General features: G+C 60.9%; 15 protein-coding genes and 1 tRNA gene. 12 read left to right on the top strand and 4 right to left on the bottom strand.

The features are described from left to right. Nucleotides 1-55: 55 nt before the first annotated feature. Nucleotides 56-1,216: a pyridoxal phosphate-dependent aminotransferase gene (locus tag GOB87_RS02620; protein ID WP_166312994.1), complete on the top strand. Its 1,161-nt coding sequence runs from the start codon at nucleotides 56-58 to the stop codon at nucleotides 1,214-1,216. 238 nt (nucleotides 1,217-1,454) lie between these two features. After that, entirely contained in the window at nucleotides 1,455-2,501 is a 1,047-nt protein-coding gene (locus GOB87_RS02615; protein WP_166312993.1) for an aldo/keto reductase, read from the top strand. A 40-nt stretch (nucleotides 2,502-2,541) separates the two neighbouring features. Here the strand turns inward: GOB87_RS02615 and GOB87_RS02610 are convergent, their stop codons facing one another. The 4 genes from GOB87_RS02610 to GOB87_RS02595 form a co-directional block, all read right to left on the bottom strand. Then, nucleotides 2,542-3,750 carry a cation:proton antiporter gene (locus tag GOB87_RS02610; RefSeq protein WP_166312992.1) on the bottom strand — a complete coding sequence of 403 codons (1,209 nt, stop codon included), beginning with the start codon at nucleotides 3,748-3,750 and terminating at the stop codon, nucleotides 2,542-2,544. A gap of 213 nt (nucleotides 3,751-3,963) precedes the next feature. Further along, nucleotides 3,964-8,520, bottom strand: coding sequence for a glutamate synthase large subunit (gene gltB / locus GOB87_RS02605; protein WP_166312991.1), 4,557 nt, complete (start codon nucleotides 8,518-8,520; stop codon nucleotides 3,964-3,966). Then, on the bottom strand, nucleotides 8,520-9,962 hold the full coding sequence (locus GOB87_RS02600; RefSeq protein ID WP_166312990.1) for an NAD(P)-dependent oxidoreductase: 1,443 nt from the start codon (nucleotides 9,960-9,962) through the stop codon (nucleotides 8,520-8,522). Before GOB87_RS02600 ends, gltB begins: the two co-directional genes overlap by 1 nt. 206 nt (nucleotides 9,963-10,168) lie before the next feature. Beyond that, nucleotides 10,169-11,134, bottom strand: a complete 966-nt coding sequence (locus GOB87_RS02595) for a complex I NDUFA9 subunit family protein (RefSeq protein WP_166313050.1) — start codon at nucleotides 11,132-11,134, stop codon at nucleotides 10,169-10,171. Nucleotides 11,135-11,362: 228 nt separating this feature from the next. On the opposite strand from GOB87_RS02595, the gene GOB87_RS02590 reads away from it, so the two are divergent. The 10 genes from GOB87_RS02590 (at nucleotide 11,363) to GOB87_RS02545 (ending at nucleotide 18,858) form a co-directional block, all read left to right on the top strand. Next, nucleotides 11,363-11,449: transfer RNA gene (locus GOB87_RS02590), tRNA-Leu, on the top strand. A gap of 25 nt (nucleotides 11,450-11,474) precedes the next feature. After that, nucleotides 11,475-12,134: a ribonuclease D gene (locus GOB87_RS02585; RefSeq protein WP_166312989.1), complete on the top strand. Its 660-nt coding sequence runs from the start codon at nucleotides 11,475-11,477 to the stop codon at nucleotides 12,132-12,134. 62 nt (nucleotides 12,135-12,196) lie between these two features. Then, entirely contained in the window at nucleotides 12,197-13,213 is a 1,017-nt protein-coding gene (locus GOB87_RS02580) for a KpsF/GutQ family sugar-phosphate isomerase (protein WP_166312988.1), read from the top strand. Then, complete coding sequence (locus tag GOB87_RS02575) at nucleotides 13,213-13,962, top strand: LPS export ABC transporter periplasmic protein LptC (RefSeq protein WP_166312987.1); 750 nt, start codon at nucleotides 13,213-13,215, stop codon at nucleotides 13,960-13,962. The genes GOB87_RS02580 and GOB87_RS02575 overlap by 1 nt, the downstream gene beginning before the upstream one ends. Continuing rightward, nucleotides 13,963-15,003: an LptA/OstA family protein gene (locus tag GOB87_RS02570; protein WP_166312986.1), complete on the top strand. Its 1,041-nt coding sequence runs from the start codon at nucleotides 13,963-13,965 to the stop codon at nucleotides 15,001-15,003. A gap of 32 nt (nucleotides 15,004-15,035) precedes the next feature. After that, nucleotides 15,036-15,809: an LPS export ABC transporter ATP-binding protein gene (gene lptB, locus GOB87_RS02565; RefSeq protein WP_194303181.1), complete on the top strand. Its 774-nt coding sequence runs from the start codon at nucleotides 15,036-15,038 to the stop codon at nucleotides 15,807-15,809. A gap of 11 nt (nucleotides 15,810-15,820) precedes the next feature. Next, nucleotides 15,821-17,317 (top strand): RNA polymerase factor sigma-54, encoded by a 1,497-nt coding sequence (rpoN, locus tag GOB87_RS02560; protein ID WP_166312984.1) that lies wholly within the window; start codon nucleotides 15,821-15,823, stop codon nucleotides 17,315-17,317. A 65-nt stretch (nucleotides 17,318-17,382) separates the two neighbouring features. After that, the gene (gene hpf, locus GOB87_RS02555) at nucleotides 17,383-17,985 is read left to right on the top strand and encodes a ribosome hibernation-promoting factor, HPF/YfiA family (RefSeq protein WP_166312983.1); all 603 of its coding nucleotides are present in this window, start codon (nucleotides 17,383-17,385) and stop codon (nucleotides 17,983-17,985) included. Nucleotides 17,986-18,151: 166 nt separating this feature from the next. Further along, nucleotides 18,152-18,388, top strand: a complete 237-nt coding sequence (locus GOB87_RS02550) for a hypothetical protein (protein WP_166312982.1) — start codon at nucleotides 18,152-18,154, stop codon at nucleotides 18,386-18,388. Further along, nucleotides 18,364-18,858 carry a class I SAM-dependent methyltransferase gene (locus tag GOB87_RS02545; protein ID WP_166312981.1) on the top strand — a complete coding sequence of 165 codons (495 nt, stop codon included), beginning with the start codon at nucleotides 18,364-18,366 and terminating at the stop codon, nucleotides 18,856-18,858. The genes GOB87_RS02550 and GOB87_RS02545 overlap by 25 nt, the downstream gene beginning before the upstream one ends. The last annotated feature ends 35 nt before the right edge of the window (nucleotides 18,859-18,893 follow it).

Below are 18,893 nucleotides of genomic sequence, written 5' to 3'. Positions count from 1 at the left end.
GTCGTGCGGACGCGCCTTTCGTCGTTTTCCGCCCCGCCGCCCGCAGGTTTTGTTCATGACCGTTCCCGAAATCGATCCGTTTCACGCCATCGCCATCAGCAGTCTCGCGCATCGGCTGGCGGCTGAGGGGCGCAGCATCATCCATATGGAATTCGGTCAGCCTTCCACCCCAGCGCCAGCACAAGCCATAGCCCGCGCCCAGCATATCCTTGCCACGGACCCGATGGGTTATTGGGAGAGCGAGCCATTGAAGGCCCGCATCGCCCGGCATTATCTGGAGTGGTATGGCGTCACTCTTGCACCCGAGCAGGTGATCCTCACCAATGGGGCGTCCACCGCGCTCGTGCTGGCCCTGACTTCCTGCTTCACACCCGGCGCCCGCGTGGCGCTCGCGCGTCCCGGTTACGTGGCCTATCGCAACACGCTGCGCGCCCTGCACATGAAGCCGATTGAGCTTCCCTGCGGGGAAGAGACGCGCTTTCAACTGACGGCCGACATGGTGGCCGCACTCGATCCTGCGCCCGACGGCCTGATCGTGGCCAGCCCCGCCAACCCCACCGGCACCATCCTGCCCGACAGCGCATTTCGCGCGCTGATGGACGTGTGCCGCGCCCGCAACATCCGCGTCATTTCAGACGAAATCTATCATGGCCTGACCTACACCGAGGCCACACACAGCGCGCTGGAATACACACACGATGCGCTGGTGGTGAACAGCTTCTCCAAATATTTCAGCATGGCCCCATGGCGGCTGGGCTGGCTGGTCGTGCCTGAAAACCTGATCCACACAGCCCGCGCCCGGATGGGCAATCTGTTCCTCACCCCGTCTTCCCTGAGCCAGCACGCCGGTCTGGCCGCCTTTGACGGCACTGACGAACTGGAAGCCCATCTGGCGACCTATCGCCGCAACCGCGAGTTGATGCTCGAAGCCCTGCCGGAAATGGGGCTGGCCCACATCGCGCCACCCGATGGCGCGTTCTATATCTATGCCGATATCGGTCACCTGACCGATGACAGCCTCACTTTCTGCGAACGGCTTCTGCGCGATACAGGTGTCGCCACGGCACCGGGTGTGGATTTCGATCCGGTGGATGGTCACCGTTTCATGCGCTTCAGCTTCGCCGTTTCGACCGATCAGGTGCGTGAGGCCATCGCGCGGATGCGTCCGTGGTTTACTGAGCGCGGGAAAGAAGTTGCACAGGCGAGCGATGAGTAAATCTTGAAAGAAGAATTGGCCGTTCTTCAGAGAGCGGGAGATTATCACGCTCACGACAAAGACCGCCTTTGTTTTCATGCTTTTACGTGCAGCATCTTTTCAAAACTCATCTTTGTCGTATCGTGATTTTTTCTTGCCGGGCCAGTGACCTCTCCAGCCCGCCGGGCCTCTTGTATTGGCCTGCCGCACATCGCAGACCCTATCCTATCGTTGAGCATCGCACAGGAGCACGCATCCCATGCAACAGAGAGAACTCGGACGCACGGGCATCATGGTCAGCGAGATCTGCCTCGGCACCATGACATTCGGACAGCAGAACACCGAAGCCGAAGGGCACGCACAGCTCGATCTGGCGCTGGATCGCGGCGTCAACTTCATTGACACGGCCGAGCTGTATTCCATTCCCCCCAAGGCCGAGACCTATGGCTCGACCGAGCGCATCGTCGGAAGCTGGCTCAAGCAGCGCGGCAGTCGCGACAAGGTCATCCTCGCCACCAAGGTGGTGGGTCGAAGCACCATGGACTGGTTCCGTCCCAACGGGGAAGAAACGCGCCTTACGCCGCACCAGATCCGCTACGCGCTGGAAGGCTCCCTGCGTCGCCTCGGCACGGAGTATGTCGATCTCTACCAGCTTCACTGGCCCGATCGCCGTGTGAACCTGTTCGGAGAAGGCGGCACGACATGGAGCCGAACCGACAGCCGCGACGAAGTGCCGCTGGAAGAAACACTCGGCGTGCTGGGCGATCTGGTGAATGAGGGCAAGATCCGCCATGTCGGCCTGTCCAACGAAACACCGTGGGGTGTCGCGAAAAGCCTCGAAGCCGCGCGACAGGGTGCTCCGCGTGTGGCGTCCATCCAGAACGCCTATAACCTTATCAACCGCACATTCGAGTGGGGTCTGGCTGAATTCGCACAGCGCGAACAGGTCGGCCTTCTGGCCTATTCCCCGCTCGCACAAGGTTATCTCACCGGAAAATATCTCGACGGCGCGCGGCCTGCCGGTGCCCGCACGACACTGTTCAACCGTGGCCAACGCTATCAGAAACCCGGTGTGGACGACGCTATCCGGGCCTATCTCGCTCTTGCCAAGGACACGGGACTGAACGCCGTACAGATGGCGGTAGCCTTCGTGACGTCACGCCGGTTCGTTACGTCCAACATCATCGGCGCGACCAGCATCACCCAGCTTGAGGAAATTCTCGGCTCAGTGAACGTGGCGATCACGCCGGAGCTGGAAACACGGATCAACACCATCCATCAGGTGCATTCCAACCCGGCCCCCTGAACGGCCGCGTGTCCCGGCATAATGAGCCGGGACAGGCACATCAGGCAGTGCGTGGAGCCAGCAAACGGAACATCGGTCCCGTCAGCACAGTGGAAATCACCGCCAGCACCATCAGCGAGGCAAAGGCAAACTCCGAGATCATGCTCTGCTCGTGCAGGATGGTCGCCGCCACAATCTCCATCACCCCTTTGCACTGAAGCAGCGCCCCCAGCCCCAATCGCTGCCGAGGAGCCAGTTTCGGCGCAGGCGGGAAGATATACACCGACACCATCTTGGCGATGATCGACACCGCCACAAGCGCAAGCGACGCGACAACGGACGGCCATGTCAGGGCATCGCCATTGATGCGCAACCCGCTATGCCCGAAGAACATCGGCGCCAGCCAGATCAGCGCGAACGTGCCAACCTGTTCCACCGGCAGCCTGCGCACCCAGCTTGGCGGCATGATCGCGCCCGCGAAATACGCGCCGATCAGTTCATGCAACCCCAACTGGTGGCTCGCCCACGACCCGACCGCCATATAGATCGGGACCGTCACCCAGATGACCCATGTGGGCGGATGGCGGAAATGCTTTGCTGCCCACAGGCCGCCCGCCGCCAACCCACCCAGAAGAGCGACGGCCAGAAATTCAAGCTCCGTCCAACCGTGCAGGGCTTCCGATCCACGCTCCGCGAACTGCAGGAACGCAAGCCCGATCCACAGCGCCGCATCATCGACAACCGCAAGCTGAAGAGCGAGTTGCCCAAGAGGACGCTGCGCCGGTTCCAGTTCGCGCACCACGCCGATCAGCACAGGCAGGGCGCTGACAGAAATACACAAGCCGATAGAGGCCGCCGCCACCCACGGAGCGGCGTGAGGTGGGTGCCATCCTTCAAGCGGGAGAAAGAATGTCCACGCGAGATAGGACCCGACCAGCAGCGGGCCACCCAGCGCCACCGCCGCCCCGGCCAGCAGCCGTCCCCACGTTGTGGGCGGCAGAGCGTGTTCCGCTTTCACGTCGTCCTGCTGCTGCCACATCTCCAGACCCGCCGTGAACGCCAGCACCAGAACCGCGACCCAGCCGATCTCATCTCCATACGCAGAAGGAATACGCACGTCATGCACGGGCACATGCCATACGGCGAACAGTATTCCCAACAATATCGGCAGAATGACAATTGGAATACTGCGTCCGATCAGCCGCCAAACCAGCCATGGAAACAGTACAAATACCGAAAAATCTGCGATAAGCGCCAGTATATTTTCCATTATTATGTCCTTTCGCTTATCAGAAGACGATACAGCAAACACTCCTCCCTATTTTCCGGTGCTTATATCGTATTTGTTCATGATCTGTCGAACTGTCATTCAGAAAACGTATTTCACATTTCTCTCAAGAGATTGCTCGGACAACCCGCACAAGAAAAAAGGCCGCCCGTTGCCGGACGGCCTCTTCCCCAAACCTGATGATGCAACGGGCGATCAGGCAGACGCCGCCAGTGTCTCCGGCTGTGCAAAACCGATGATCCGCGCGTAATCCTTCGGCACCACCTGCCAGAAACGCGGCAACACCTCGTCCCATTTGTGCAGCAGCATCGCCGCATAGGAAGACTGGGTTTCGGCCACATGCGCCTCCACCAACCCACGCAGCTTCGCTTCCCATTCCGGCTGCGTCACACGCACCCAGAACACGTTGTCCGGGTTCACCTTTTGCTCGAAAGAGTTGTCTTCATCATAGACGAACGCCATGCCCCCGGTGAAACCGGCACCGAAATTGTCACCGGACTCACCCAAAATCACCACCGTACCACCGGTCATGTATTCGCAGGCGTTGGACCCGCACCCTTCGACCACAGCCGTAGCGCCCGAGTTGCGGACCGCAAAACGCTCGCCCGCCAGTCCCGCCGCAAACAGAGAGCCTGCTGTGGCGCCATACAGCACCGTGTTGCCCACACTCGCATTGGTGTTCGACGCCAATGTGCTGGACGCCGATGGACGCACCACAATCGTCGCACCCGACAGCCCCTTGCCCACATAATCGTTGGCATCGCCATGCACTTCGAGCTTGAGACCCTGCACCGCGAACGCACCGAGCGACTGACCGGCCGAGCCACGCAGACGCACCGTAAGATGCCCCGGCGCCAGCGTGTTCATGCCGTATTGCCGCACGATCAGAGACGAGATGCGCGTACCGATGGCGCGCATCGTGTTCTGCACGTTGTACTGCAGTTGCATTTTTTCGCCGTGATCGAACAGTGGGCGCGCGTCCGCGATCATCTGAGCGTCCAGCGTGTCCGGCACCTCGTTGCGGCCTTCCAGCGTGCTGTAGCGCGCATGCGGACCGGGGTCCGCCTGCACCAGAAGCGGGTTCAGATCGAGATCGTCCAGATAGTCCGAACCGCGCGACACCTGATAGAGCAGGTCCGTGCGACCGATCACCTCATTGAGCGTGCGGAAACCCAGCGATGCCAGAATGTTGCGCACGTCCTCGGCAATGAACGAGAACAGGCTGATGACCTTCTCCGGCGTGCCCTCGAACTTGGCGCGCATGGCCGGATCCTGAGAACACACGCCCACGGGACAGGTGTTGGAGTGGCACTGACGCACCATGATGCAGCCCATGGCCACAAGGCTGGCCGTGCCGATGCCGAACTCTTCCGCGCCCAACATGGCCGCGATCACCACATCGCGCCCGGTCTTGATGCCGCCATCGGTGCGCAGAGTGACACGGTGACGCAGGCGGTTGAGCATCAGCACCTGATGCGCCTCCGCAAGCCCCAGCTCCCACGGCAGACCGGCATACTTCACCGAGGACAGCGGGCTTGCGCCCGTGCCGCCCGAATGACCGGAGATGAGGATGGCGTCCGCCTTCGCCTTGGCCACACCCGCTGCAATCGTGCCGATGCCTGAACGGGCCACCAGCTTCACCGTGACCCGCGCATCCGGATTGATCTGCTTGAGATCGTAGATGAGTTGCGCCAGATCCTCGATCGAGTAGATGTCGTGATGCGGCGGCGGCGAGATCAGCGTCACACCCGGCGTCGCATGACGCAGCTTGGCGATCAGTTCCGTCACCTTGAAGCCCGGAAGCTGGCCACCTTCACCGGGCTTTGCGCCCTGCGCCACCTTGATTTCGATCTCGCGGCAGTCATTGAGATACTGTGCGGTCACACCGAAACGCCCTGACGCCACCTGCTTGATGGCGGACGAGGCATTGTCACCGTTCGGGCGCGGCTTTGCCCGTGCCGGATCTTCGCCACCCTCACCGGAATCCGACTTCGCGCCGATCCGGTTCATGGCGATGGACAGTGTCTCATGCGCTTCCGGACTGAGCGCCCCCAGCGAAATTGCCGGCGCGATCAGCCGCTTGCGCAACTGCGTGATGCTTTCGACCTCTTCCACCGGAATCGGCTCATTGGTGCTGCGGAAATTCAGCAGATCACGCAACGCCACCGGTGGCTGCCGCTGCACAGCATCGGCGTAACGCTTGTAGATGGTGAAGCTGTCCGTGCCCACCGCCGTCTGAAGCATGTGGATCAGCGTGCCATCGAAAGCGTGCGTCTCCCCACTCCGGCGCATCTTGTACAGACCACCCACCGGCAGCACAGCGGTGGACGTGCCCCATGCCTGCTCGTGGTAGCTCAGAACATTGCGGGCAATACCGGCCATGCCGATGCCCGAGATGCGCGACGCCATGCCGGGGAAGAACTCCGCCACCAGCGCACGCGACAGGCCGACAGCCTCGAAATTACAGCCGCCGCGATAGGACGCCATGATCGAAATGCCCATCTTGGACATGATCTTGAGCAGACCCTTGTCGATCGCCTTGCGATACCGTTCGACCGCCTCACGCAGCGTCATAGTGCCGCATAGGCCACGACGGATGCGATCCGCGATGCTTTCTTGCGCGAGATATGGGTTCACTGTCGTTGCGCCCACACCCAGCGTCACCGCAATGGCGTGAACATCGAGCACGTCGGAGGCTCGCACATTGAGTGAGGTGAAGGTGCGAAGCGAATGACGCACCAGATGCGTATGTACCGCCGCCGCCGCCAGAATGGTCGGGATACCTGCCCGCTCCGCAGACTGCTTCTCGTCGGTGAGGAAGACATGCGTGCATCCCTCCCGCACACGCTCCTCCGCCTCACGGCGGATACGGGAAATGGCTTCACGCAGGGCCGCTTCACCGCCCTCGGCCGGGAAGGTCGTGTCGATGGTGCTGCCACGCTCGCCACAGAACTTGCGCAGCGCCTCGAACTCGCCATTTGTCAGAACAGGACTGGGAAGCTGAAGCAGATCGCACTGCTCTTCGGACTCTTCAAGGATATTGCCCAGATTGCCCAAGCGGGTGACGAGGCTCATCACCCGCGCCTCGCGCAGGGAATCGATGGGCGGGTTCGTCACCTGACTGAAACCCTGACGGAAATAATGCGCCAGCCCGCGATAACGCTCGGACAGCACCGCCAGCGGCGTGTCATCGCCCATGGACCCCACGGCCTCGGACGCTTTCTCCACCATGGGCTGGAGAATCTGCTCAAGTTCCTCAAGCGTGGTGCCGACGGAAAGCTGCCGACGACGCAGTTCTTCCGGTGAATAGAGCACCGGCTCGACCACATCGTTACGCACTACCGATCCGATCTTCTGGATCTTCTTCACCCACTGGCTGAAGTCCTGACGGCCCGCCATAAGATCGAGAAGCTGATCGTTGTCGTAGAGCTTGGCCTCATCCAGATCGATGCCGATGGTCTCTCCCGGACCCAGCCGCCCACGGCTGACAACCTCGGCTTCCGGCACCTTCACCATGCCCGCTTCCGACCCCACGATCAGCAGATCGCTCGTCGTGCGGGTGTAGCGCAGCGGACGCAGGCCGGAACGATCCAGCCCCGCGATCAACCAACGCCCGTCGGTCGCGCACAACGCCGCCGGCCCATCCCATGGCTCCATCACCGCGTTGCAATACGCAAACATGTCGCGATGCGCGGGCTTCATGGAAGAGTGCGCGCCCACACTGGCCGGGATCATCAGCGCCTTGGCCGCGGGCGCATCACGTCCGGCATGGGTGAGAAGCTCGAACACGTTATCGAGTGTCGCGGTATCGGAACCGCCAACCTGCACGATGGGCTTGATGTCGTTGATGTAGGGATCAAGTTCCGGATCGGCCAGTCGCGTCTCGTGACTGCGCATCCAGTTCACATTGCCCGAAATCGTGTTGATCTCACCGTTATGCGCCACCCGGCGGAACGGCTGCGCCAGCTTCCACGTGGGGAAGGTATTGGTGGAATAACGCTGATGATAGATCGCAAAACGGCTGATGAAACGCGGATCGAGCAGATCCGGGTAGAAGTTCGTCAGATGCTCGGCAAGGAACATGCCTTTGTAGATCAGCGAGCGGCACGACAGCGAGCAGATATAGAGATCCACCTGATTGGCGATCGCCGCCTTCTCGATGCGGCGACGGATCACAAACAGATCGCGCTCGAAATCCTCTTCCTTGCGGTCCTTCTTGCCACGAATGACAATCTGCTCGATCTCGGGGCGTGTGGCGTTGGCCTTCTCACCGATGCAGGCCGTGTCGATCGGCACCTGACGCCAGCCATGGATGCTGTAGCCGAACGCAAGAATCTCGGTCTCGATGATCTGACGGCAGCGCTCCTGCGCCGCGAGGTCGGTCTTGGGCAGGAAAACCTGACCGACCGCAAGTGGTACACCGGCAGCAAGCTCGTGTCCCGCACCCATCGCATCTGCAAAGAAATCCTGCGGAATCTCGACATGGATGCCCGCGCCGTCACCGGTCTTGCCGTCGGCATCGACCGCGCCACGATGCCAGATCGCCTTGAGCGCCTCGATCCCCGCCTCGACCACATCGCGGCGCTTGCGGCCATCGAGTGCCGCGATCAGACCCACACCGCAGGAATCCCGCTCGTCCTCGGGGCGATACAGGCCTTCCGTCAGCGCCTCGCTGTTGCGCTGCCAGGTCTGGACAAAATCCTCGCCACTCTCGATGGCGGAAGAGGTGCTGGAAAGATGGTCCATCGTCATTACTCCGCCGCCACACAAGAAGGGGAGAGCGCACGCTCACGGATCGTACGGTCGATCTGTGCCGCCGCGTCCCGGCCATCACGAATGGCCCACACCACGAGGCTCGCGCCCCGCACAATGTCACCGGCCGCAAACACGCCGGGAATGGAGGTCTCGAACGTGGTGCGCTCCACCTGCACCGTGCCCCAACGGGACACTTTCAGATCGTCCGCCTTCCACATCTCCGGCAGCGGCTCGGGATCGAAGCCCAGCGCCTTGATGACAAGATCGGCCTTGATCGTGAACAGGCCATCCGGCTCCGGCTCGATCGACTGGCGGCCGCTCGCATCCGGCAGACCGAGACGCATCCGCTGCGCCCGCACGCCCGTCACCGTCCCGTCACCCAGAAAGCCTTCAGGGGCCGCGAGCCACACGAACTCGACACCTTCTTCCTCGGCGTTCTTCACTTCACGCACCGAGCCGGGCATGTTCGCACGGTCACGACGGTAGAGACACTTCACCGAGCGCGCGCCCTGACGGATGGCCGTGCGCACACAGTCCATGGCCGTGTCACCACCACCGATGACGACCACATCGCGATCTTTCGCGTCCAGTTCGCCTTCGGGCACCACATCACCCAGCGAGCGGCGGTTCGATGTCGTGAGATAGTCCAGAGCCGCCACGATACCGCCAAGCCCTGAACCCGGTCCACCGATCTCGCGCGCCTTGTACACGCCCGTTGCGATCAGCACCGCGTCATGACGACGACGCAACTCGTCCAGCGTGATCTCGCCCTTTCCGCTGCCAATGCCCTGCTTGAGATGGAACAGGACACCCTGCTCCTCCAGCAGCGCCTGACGTCGGGCCACGATGTCCTTTTCCAGCTTGAAGCCGGGGATGCCGTAAATCAGCAGCCCGCCCACGCGGTCATGACGGTCATAGACATGCACCCGGTGGCCCGCAGCCCGCAGCCGCTCGGCGGCGGCCAGACCGGCCGGACCCGCACCGATAATCCCCACGGAACTGTCCAGTTCTTCCACCGGCATGGCGGGCTGCACCCAGCCATTCTCAAACGCCGTGTCGGTTATGTAGCGCTCCACCGCACCGATGGTGACGCTCTCGAAGCCTTTCTCGATGACGCAGTTACCCTCGCACAGGCGATCCTGCGGGCAGATGCGGCCACAAATCTCGGGAAACGTGTTCGTCGCCTGCGAGACGGCGTAAGCCTCTTCCAGACGCCCTTCCGCTGTCAGCATCAGCCAGTCGGGGATATTGTTGCCCAAAGGGCAGTGCACCGAACAGAACGGCACGCCGCATTGCGAACAACGGCTGGCCTGAGTCGCCGCCTGCTCACGCGCGAAATCCTCATAAATCTCATTGAAGTCCGCGCGCCTCTCAGCGGCCTGCCGCTTGGGCGGCTGCGCCTGCGGAACGGAAACGAACGAGAGCATCTTGGCTGACATGCGCGGCACTTCCTTCTGGGCGCGAACCGGGCCTGCCGTCAGGGCGCGACTATTCGCCCGGAGTTCCGGCAGGACACATTCAGCGATACAGCACGTCTCACGCCAACAAAAGGCAGCATTGCTGATCTATCAACCGAAACGATTTTTCATTCCCATCACAAGCACCCCGCAAGACACCAAAATATGGTCATAAATGCTGTCCAATATTACGCAACAACCTGATCTACAACGCTATCTCGCCCACCCCCCGGCGCATACCGCGCCATATAGGCAGGCGCCACGAGATCAAGAGAAACAGGCGCCATACCGAGTTCGCGGAAACCCGGCGCCTGTCCACTCACGACATTATCCTGCGAGAGCATCTTCAACTGGTCACGTGTGAGAAACTGACCAGGCAGACGCTCAAGCACAGCCGCCTGCAACGCCGCCAGCCCCGACGGCACGACAAAAACCGGCTTGCGACGTCCCGTCATAGCCAGCACACGCTCCGCGATCTCACGCATGGTGAGTACGTCCGGACCCCCCAGTTCGCACAGACTTCCCTGATCGGGACGCATGGCCACGCTGGCCGCCACAATCCGCCGAATGGCTTCCGCCACATCGCCCACATGCACGGGCTGAAGTTTCGTGCCCGCGCCATAGACCGGCATGACAAACGGCACGTACCGCGCCAGACCGCCCAGCATATTGAGGAAATGATCTTCCACCCCGAAAATGACAGAGGCCCGCACGATGGTGGCGGTCGGAAAATGCCGCGCTACAGACGCCTCACCCGCCGCACGACTGCGGCCATAAAGAGAGGCGGCCGAGTCGGAGGCCCCCAGAGCGGACATCTGCACGAGCACCTCAGCATTTTCTTCTGCGGCAATCCGGGCAACGCGCTCCGCTCCCTCCACGTTCACGCTCTTCAGCCCTCTACCACCGAGAACGGCCGCAAGGTTGACCACCACGGACGCCCCACGAATCGCCGCCCTGACATCACCCTCCCTCTCCACCGGCGCGAAAAACGGCGTGACCTGCCCGACATCGCCAAGCTGGCGCATTGCATTGGCCAAATCGGTGCGACGGCAGCCCACACGCACGGCATAGCCATCCTGAGCCAGACGGCTGACGAGCTGCCTGCCCACAAAGCCGGAGCCACCGAAAACCGTTGCAATCCGCCAGCCACCCATCACTGTCATCTCCCTGTTCCGCCGGACGCCTCGCATCCGTCCCCACACTTCATGCCCGACGATACAACGACCGTCCGATCCGTCCATTCATGCCCGCGCGAGGACGGACCCGCCTTGATTCATGTCCGGGTCCGCCGCAGACAAAAAGATAACGACGCCCTCTTGACCGCCTCTTCCCAGCCCTTTAAACGCCTGCTCCACCAGCCCGGTGCGCCGGGTTGTCATCTTGCCCAGATGGCGGAATTGGTAGACGCGCAGGTTTCAGGTACCTGTGGCCGAAAGGTCGTGGAAGTTCGAGTCTTCTTCTGGGCACCATTACTCTCGACAGCATGGACAGGCCATGAGCGGCAAGATCACGGCCGGTGGGCCAATCACGCTTCATCGCAACGATCTCCCCGACGGTCTCGACCTCGGCAAGCGCGTGGCGGTCGATACCGAGACCATGGGTCTCAACCCCCATCGTGACCGGCTCTGCCTCGTGCAGCTCTCCTCAGGCGATGGCACCGCGCATCTGGTGCAGATCATCCCCGATGCGCCCGGCGGCAAGCCCGCCGACTGCCCCAATCTGAAAAAGCTGCTGAGCGATCCCTCTGTCGAAAAGCTGATGCATTTCGGTCGCTTCGATGTGGCCGTACTCCAGCACACCTTCGGCATCACGGTGGCGCCCGTGATCTGCACCAAGATCGCAGCCCGTCTTGTCTGCACCTTCACGGACCGTCATGGCCTTGCCGCCCTGTGCCGTGAAATGCTCGGCGTGGAGATCAGCAAGCAGCAGCAGAGTTCGGACTGGGGCGCGCCGGAACTCACGCCGGAACAATTGGCATACGCCGCCTCCGACGTGCTGTATCTGCACGCGCTGTGGGACAAGCTCGAAGCGCTTCTGGTGCGCGAAAACCGCCGAGAGCTGGCGCAGGCGTGCTACGATTTCCTGCCCACCCGCGCACGTCTCGATTTGCTGGGCTACGAAGACCCCGACATCTTCTCCCATCGTTCTGCCTGATTCGCCCGCTCCATTCGGCACGGCGATTGACCGCCGCCCCCGCTCGGACGATAGAGAACGGCATGAATCACCCCGATCCCTCCGGGCCGCCCCTTCCGCGTTCCAGCGCCGTGGAGGCTGCCCGGCGCGTGCTGAACACAGAAGCGGCCGGTCTGGTCGCTCTCGAAGCCGGACTGCGCGATGAAAACGGTCTGGCGCAGGCGTTTGCCCGGACCATCGACCTGTTTGCCACCATTCCCGGTCGCATCGTGGTCAGCGGCCTTGGCAAATCCGGGCATATCGGACGCAAGATTCAGGCCACACTCAGTTCCACCGGCACACCCGCCATCTTTGTGCATCCCGTCGAGGCCTCGCACGGCGATCTCGGAATGATCGCACCGGGAGACGCAGTGCTGGTGCTCTCCAACTCGGGCGAATCCTCGGAACTGGCCGACATCGTGGCCCACAGCCGTCGCTTCGGGCTGCCGCTGCTCGCCATGACCGCGCGCCCGGCTTCCACGCTCGCACGTGCCGCCACCATCGTCCTGCAACTCCCGCAGGCGCCCGAAGCCTGCCCGATGGGACTGGCGCCCACGACCAGCAGCCTTCTCCAACTGGCGTTGGGAGACGCGCTGGCCGTGGCCCTGATGGAACGGCGCGGGTTCACGGCTGGTGATTTCGGCGTGTTCCATCCGGGAGGCAGTCTTGGCGCGCGACTGCGCAGTGTGCGCGATCTCATGCGCACGGGCGAAGCTCTGCCCATCGTCCCGCCCGGCACCATCCTGCGTGACGTGATCGTGGAAATGACCTGCAAGGCCGTCGGCTGCGTGGGCGTCCTCACACCTGAGGGCAAACTGGCAGGTATCATCACCGATGGCGATCTGCGCGGCGCGCTGGACCGCGATCTGACAACCACGCCCGCGGAAAGCGTGATGAATCGCACTCCCATGACCGTGGCGCCCGACCGTCTTGCGGCCGAGGCGCTGCGCCTGATGAACGACCGCGCCCGCCCCGTGACGTCCACCTTCGTTCTCGACGAGTCTCATCGACCGGTGGGTGTCCTGCATGTGCATGACCTGCTGCGGGCCGGAGTGGCCTGATGGCCGACGAAACGCCCCCGCCCCCATCCGAGAACGATCGCGCCGAACGCGCTGATTTCAGCCGCTCCAGTGACACGATCAAACGCCAGCGCGCGGTAATGGAAGCCTCCGTCGTCGCCAAGCGCAAGGCGCCGGGACGCGCGGAACTGGCGCGCCGTCAGACGATGCTGCGCTGGGCGAAATATGTCCTGCCCTCGCTCGCGCTGCTGCTGCTGGCCTCCATCGCGGTCTGGCCGGAAATCGACCGTCTGATCAACGCCAACCACACGGCGCTGACCGAACTGACACGGCTGAAGATGGAAAGCGGCAATCTGGAAGGAGCGGTCTATCGGAGCGTGGATTCCCATGATCGGCCCTACATGCTCACGGCAAAGACCGCCCACCAGATCGACGAAGACCGTATCGACCTTGTGGGACCGGCGGCCGACACGCTGACAGAAGGTGGCGCGTGGCTGTATCTCCAGTCCGAAAACGGAACCTATATGCAGCATGAGCAGCTTCTCGACCTGACCGGGGAAGTCATGCTCTATCGTGATGACGGCCTGATGATGCGCAGCCCGATCACCGGCGTGGCCCTGCATGACGGTATCGTCACCGCTGATTCGTGGATCCACGCGGAAGGACCGTTTGGCGTCCTCGACGCGGCAGGGTATTGGCTGTCCGAGCATGAGGGCATTGCCCAGTTCCGTGGTCCGGGACGCCTGATCCTCAATGATGACCAACACGGATCGCACGACAAGGCCAACTGAATGGTATCGTTTCGTCCCACTTCCCCCGCTGTCATGGCCACAGCCCTGCTTGCCCTGTGGGTGAGCGGAAGCGGGCGGGCCCACGCGCAGGCCATCGACCTCTCGCATGGCGGACAGATCACCGTTACGGCGGTGGGCGGCTTCGACTGGGATCAGAACGCGCAGAAAGTCATCGCCCGCGATCAGGCACAGGCGGTCCGTGGCGATGTCACCGTCACCGCCGACACGCTGATCGCCTATTACCGCAAGAAGGCCGCAGCGCCCGCCGCCGCAGGTGACAAAACCGCGGTCCCGGCGACCGCGACTCCCAAGGACCAGCCAGCCCCGGTGCCAGCATCCCCTCCCCAGCAGGAAGGCGGCGACGCACAGGCAGGGGGCACGGACAGTTCCGGTTCCAACGAGATCTACCGCCTTGAAGCGGAAGGCCATGTCCATATTTTCACCCACACCGATCAGGCGTGGGGGGATCGGGCCGTCTACGACATCGATCAGGCCACGCTGGTCATGACCGGTCATGCGCTCAAACTGACCACTCCTCAGGATGTGCTGACCGCCCGCGACTCGATGGAATATTATTCCCAGCCCCGCATTTCCATCGGACGCGGCAACGCCACCGTCACCACCAATGACGGCAAGCAGATCCGGGCGGACGTGTTGGTGGGCTACAGCGCTCCACCTGACAAAAAAGAAGAGCCGTCCGCCGTCAATCCGGGTGGGAGCGAACCGAAGAAAGAGGGCGGCGATCCGCTCAGCAACGGTTCGGGCAAGCTGGAAAAGGTCAACGCCTTCGGACATGTCTGGGTACGCACGATCAATAACGAGATCATCACCGGTGCACGCGGCGTCTATGTGCCCGACACCGGCATCGCTCGCATTGTGGACAATGTTCACATCACACGCGGACAGAACCAGCTTCAGGGCTCGGCCGCCATCATCAACATGAAGACCGGCGTGGCCACCATGACGGAACGGCCCGGCAGCCGCGTGAGCGGACTGGTCGTTCCCAACAGTGGCGGCGACAAGGGCGGAAAGGGGAACTGAGGATGAACGAGCAGGACTTCGCCCCCGATTTCATGCAGACCGACCTTCGTCCGGGCGTGGACACCCCCATCCTGCGGGACCGCGCCCACGGCCTGTTCGCGGACGGGATCGGCAAATCCTACAAAAAACGCGAGGTCGTCCGGAACGTCTCGATTGAGGTTCATCGCGGCGAGGCCGTCGGACTGCTTGGGCCGAACGGCGCGGGCAAGACCACCAGCTTCTATATGATCGTGGGGCTTGTGCAGCCCGACACCGGCTCCATCACGCTCGATGGTGCGGACATCACGCGCCTGCCCATGTATCGCCGTGCCCGTCTGGGCATCGGCTATCTGCCGCAGGAAGCCAGCATCTTCCGTGGCCTCAATGTCGAGCAGAACATCATGGCCGCGTTGGAGGTGGTCGAGTCGGACCCTAACAAGCGCGATGCCATGCTGGACGGTCTGTTGGGGGAATTCGGCATCTCGCATCTGCGCCGCTCACCCTCCCTTGCCCTTTCGGGCGGCGAACGTCGTCGTCTGGAAATTGCGCGCGCACTGGCCAGTCAGCCGAACTACATCCTTCTGGATGAACCGCTGGCGGGCATCGATCCCATTGCCGTGGGCGAAATCCGCGATCTGGTCTCACATCTGAAGGATCGCGGCATCGGCGTGCTGATCACCGATCACAACGTGCGTGAAACGCTGGAAGTGATCGACCGCGCCTATATCATGCACGGCGGTCAGGTGCTGATGCAGGGCCTGCCCGAAGAGATCGTGGCCCACGAGGACGTGCGCCGCGTGTACCTTGGAGAAAGTTTCACCCTCTAATCTCCGGCCTTATGGCCGCAGCACGACCGAGACTTCAGCTCCAGCAAACGCACAACCTCGTCATGACGCCCCAGTTGCGTCTGGCGATCCGCATCCTGCAAATGACCAGCGCGGAAGTAAACGAGTTGGTCGAGCAGGAGCTTCTGGACAATCCCTTGCTCACGCGCGTGGAAGACGCACCTTTTCCGGCCGAGCGCCCCGCCCCGGACCAGACACTTTCTCCGCCAAAAACTTCCGCTTTCCCAGACAGCACCACCTGCGCCGCCGATACACTCATCGGAGACGCAGCGCTGGATACGGAGCCTGCCACCATTGCTGAAGGAGCAGGCTTCGACGACACATGGACCACCGAGAGTGCCCCACGTGATTGGCGCACGACGGCTTCTCTCTCCGGCGACACAATGCCCGATCCTCCCGCCGCGCTTTCCCTGCATGACCGTCTGGCAGAACAATTGCGCCTGACCGTATCCTTTTCTCCCGTGCAAAAGCTGATTGGCGCGGCACTTCTGGCCGATCTCGATCCCGCCGGACGTCTTTGCACCGTACCTGTGGAACTGGCCCGGATGCTGGACGTATCTCACGAGGATCTGGAGGTCGTGCGTCACTTGATGATGACGCAATTCGACCCGCCGGGGCTGTTCGCCACATCCCTGCGTGAGTGTCTTGCCGCACAACTGGCAGCCCGCAATCACCTCGATCCCGCGATGGAGATTCTGCTCGATCATCTCGATCTGATCGCGCACCACAAAACCACCCAGTTGCCCGCCCTGTGCGGAGTGGATGAAGCCGATCTGGCGGACATGCTCACGGAACTGCAGCATCTCGACCCCAAGCCCGGCTTCGAGCCGGACAGGCTGGGCATGATCGTGCGCATACCGGACGTCATTGTGCGTCAACAGCCCGATGGTGTGTGGCGCGTCGATCTGAACGATGAGGCCCTTCCCCGCCTGCGGATCGATACGGGCCTTCAGCAGCGTGCTTTCCGCAGCTTACGTGCGAACGACAAGGGCTTTCTCAAGGAAAAGATTTCGCACGCCTCATGGCTTCTCAAGGCACTCGAGCAAAAAGAGCGCACACTGCTCAAGGTGGCGAGAGAAATAATGAGACGACAGGCTGCTTTTCTGGAACACGGTGCAATCGGTCTTGTTCCTCTCACCATGCGCGAGATTGCTGAAGAGACAGGACTGCATGAAAGTACTGTAAGCCGCGCTACGGCTGGCAAATATGTTGCAACTCCACGCGGTCTTCTGGAGATGAAATACTTTTTCACAACAGCTCTGAAAGGGCAGCGTGGAAAAGAAAATCACAGTGCAGAAGCAATACGTTTCCGCATACGCCGTCTGATCGATGCCGAGGATAGGACAGCCGTCCTGTCGGATGACGACATCGTGCGAAACCTTCGCAAGGAAGGCGTGGACATCGCCCGCCGAACCGTGGCCAAATACCGGGAAGCGTTGCACATCGAAAGTTCCGTGCAGCGCAAACGGAAGAAAGCCGCCTCCGCCTGACGGCGCACGGGCGTCGTCACAGGCTTCAGGCGACAGGTTTCCTCAAGGACAAGGAGCCCGTCAGAATGCAGATTCACGTTTCCGGCAAACAGATCGATCTCTCGGCTGCACTTAAGGAGCGCGTCACATCCCACCTTGGAAATATCGCGAACCGATATTTCGATGACGCATTCGACGCCAGCGTGACATTCAGCAAGGCTCGCGCCTTTTTCACCTGCGACATCAACGTTCATGCCGGACGCGGCCTGACGCTGCGCGGCGAAGGCGAAGCGGCCGATGCCCACAGTGCTTTCGATGACGCGGCCGAACACATCGCCAAACGCCTGCGCCGCTATCGGAAGCGGGTGACCTCTCACGCGCGCGGATCCGCGCCACGCCACACGCCTGAAATCGGGCGGACCTACGTGCTGCAGCAGCAAAGCGAGTCTCCAGTCGCCGACACTGGCACAGAGCTTCTGGCCGACAAGGAAACAGAAACCGCCTTCGCAACCGTCATCGCAGAACAACCCACTGAGATCGCATACCTTACGGTGAGCGAAGCCGTCATGCGGTTAGATTTGGCGGATCGCCATTTGCTGGTCTTTCGCAATAGCGCCAGTGGCGCGATCAACATCGTTTACCGACGTGATGACGGGAATATCGGCTGGGTGGAACCGGGCTCAAAATAAGAGATTTTCCCGGATATAATCCCCACAATATCCGGGAGCCTTTCGTTTACTTTCAAGTTATACGAGAATTTTAGTATATTTAAATAATTATTATACAATTCCAAACATATTAAAAGGCATCGAACATTCTTCGATTTTCTTTCTCTACTACGAACGGTGCACATAAATGAATATTACACCTTTACCTTCTGGTGATATTGAAGGTACGATTCGCTTTATTCAAGAAATTCCTTTCGAAAAATTACAAGACGCCGCTTATATTGAACATGTTATGCTTCCCACTCTTGGATTCAACAACGAAATTTTGGAAGAATTTCCTGTCAGTCTTCTTCCATGGTGTGGGCATGGCAATACCCTAAGCAATTCTCGAAATACCTTATGTCCCTATCAAAGAAAAACATAAAATCTTACGCGGAAATCGGCTGCCGTCATGGCGGAACGTTTATTATAACACTCGAATACCTAAAACGATTTAATCCTATTGAAAGCGCTCTCGCTATCGACATCGCACGAAGCGATATCATGCAGAATTATTGCCACTCTCACGAAAACACAAAATACTTAATCTCATCGAGCCGTTCAGAGGAAAGCATTTCTGAACTACAATCCCGTCAATGGGATCTTGTTCTCATTGATGGCGACCATAGCACAGAGGGTTGTCTTCACGATTATATCGCCACCAAAAATCATGCAAAGTATCTTGCTTTACACGACGTCATCAGCGATGCCTGCGTCGGCGTAAAAAATATCTGGAATTTAATAACCTCTATATTGCCGGACCGCAAAACAGGGGCTTTCACAGAACAATATGATGAAGTCATCACACGCACAGGAAAGAAGTTCTTGGGACTTGGGATTGCAATCCTTGAATAACCCTTAAAAAGTCACGCTCACCTTTGGTGTTTCCC

This window comes from Acetobacter estunensis (genome assembly GCF_011516945.1).
Classification (GTDB): Bacteria; Pseudomonadota; Alphaproteobacteria; order Acetobacterales; family Acetobacteraceae; genus Acetobacter; species Acetobacter estunensis.
This window is presented reverse-complemented; position numbering and strand designations above follow the sequence as displayed.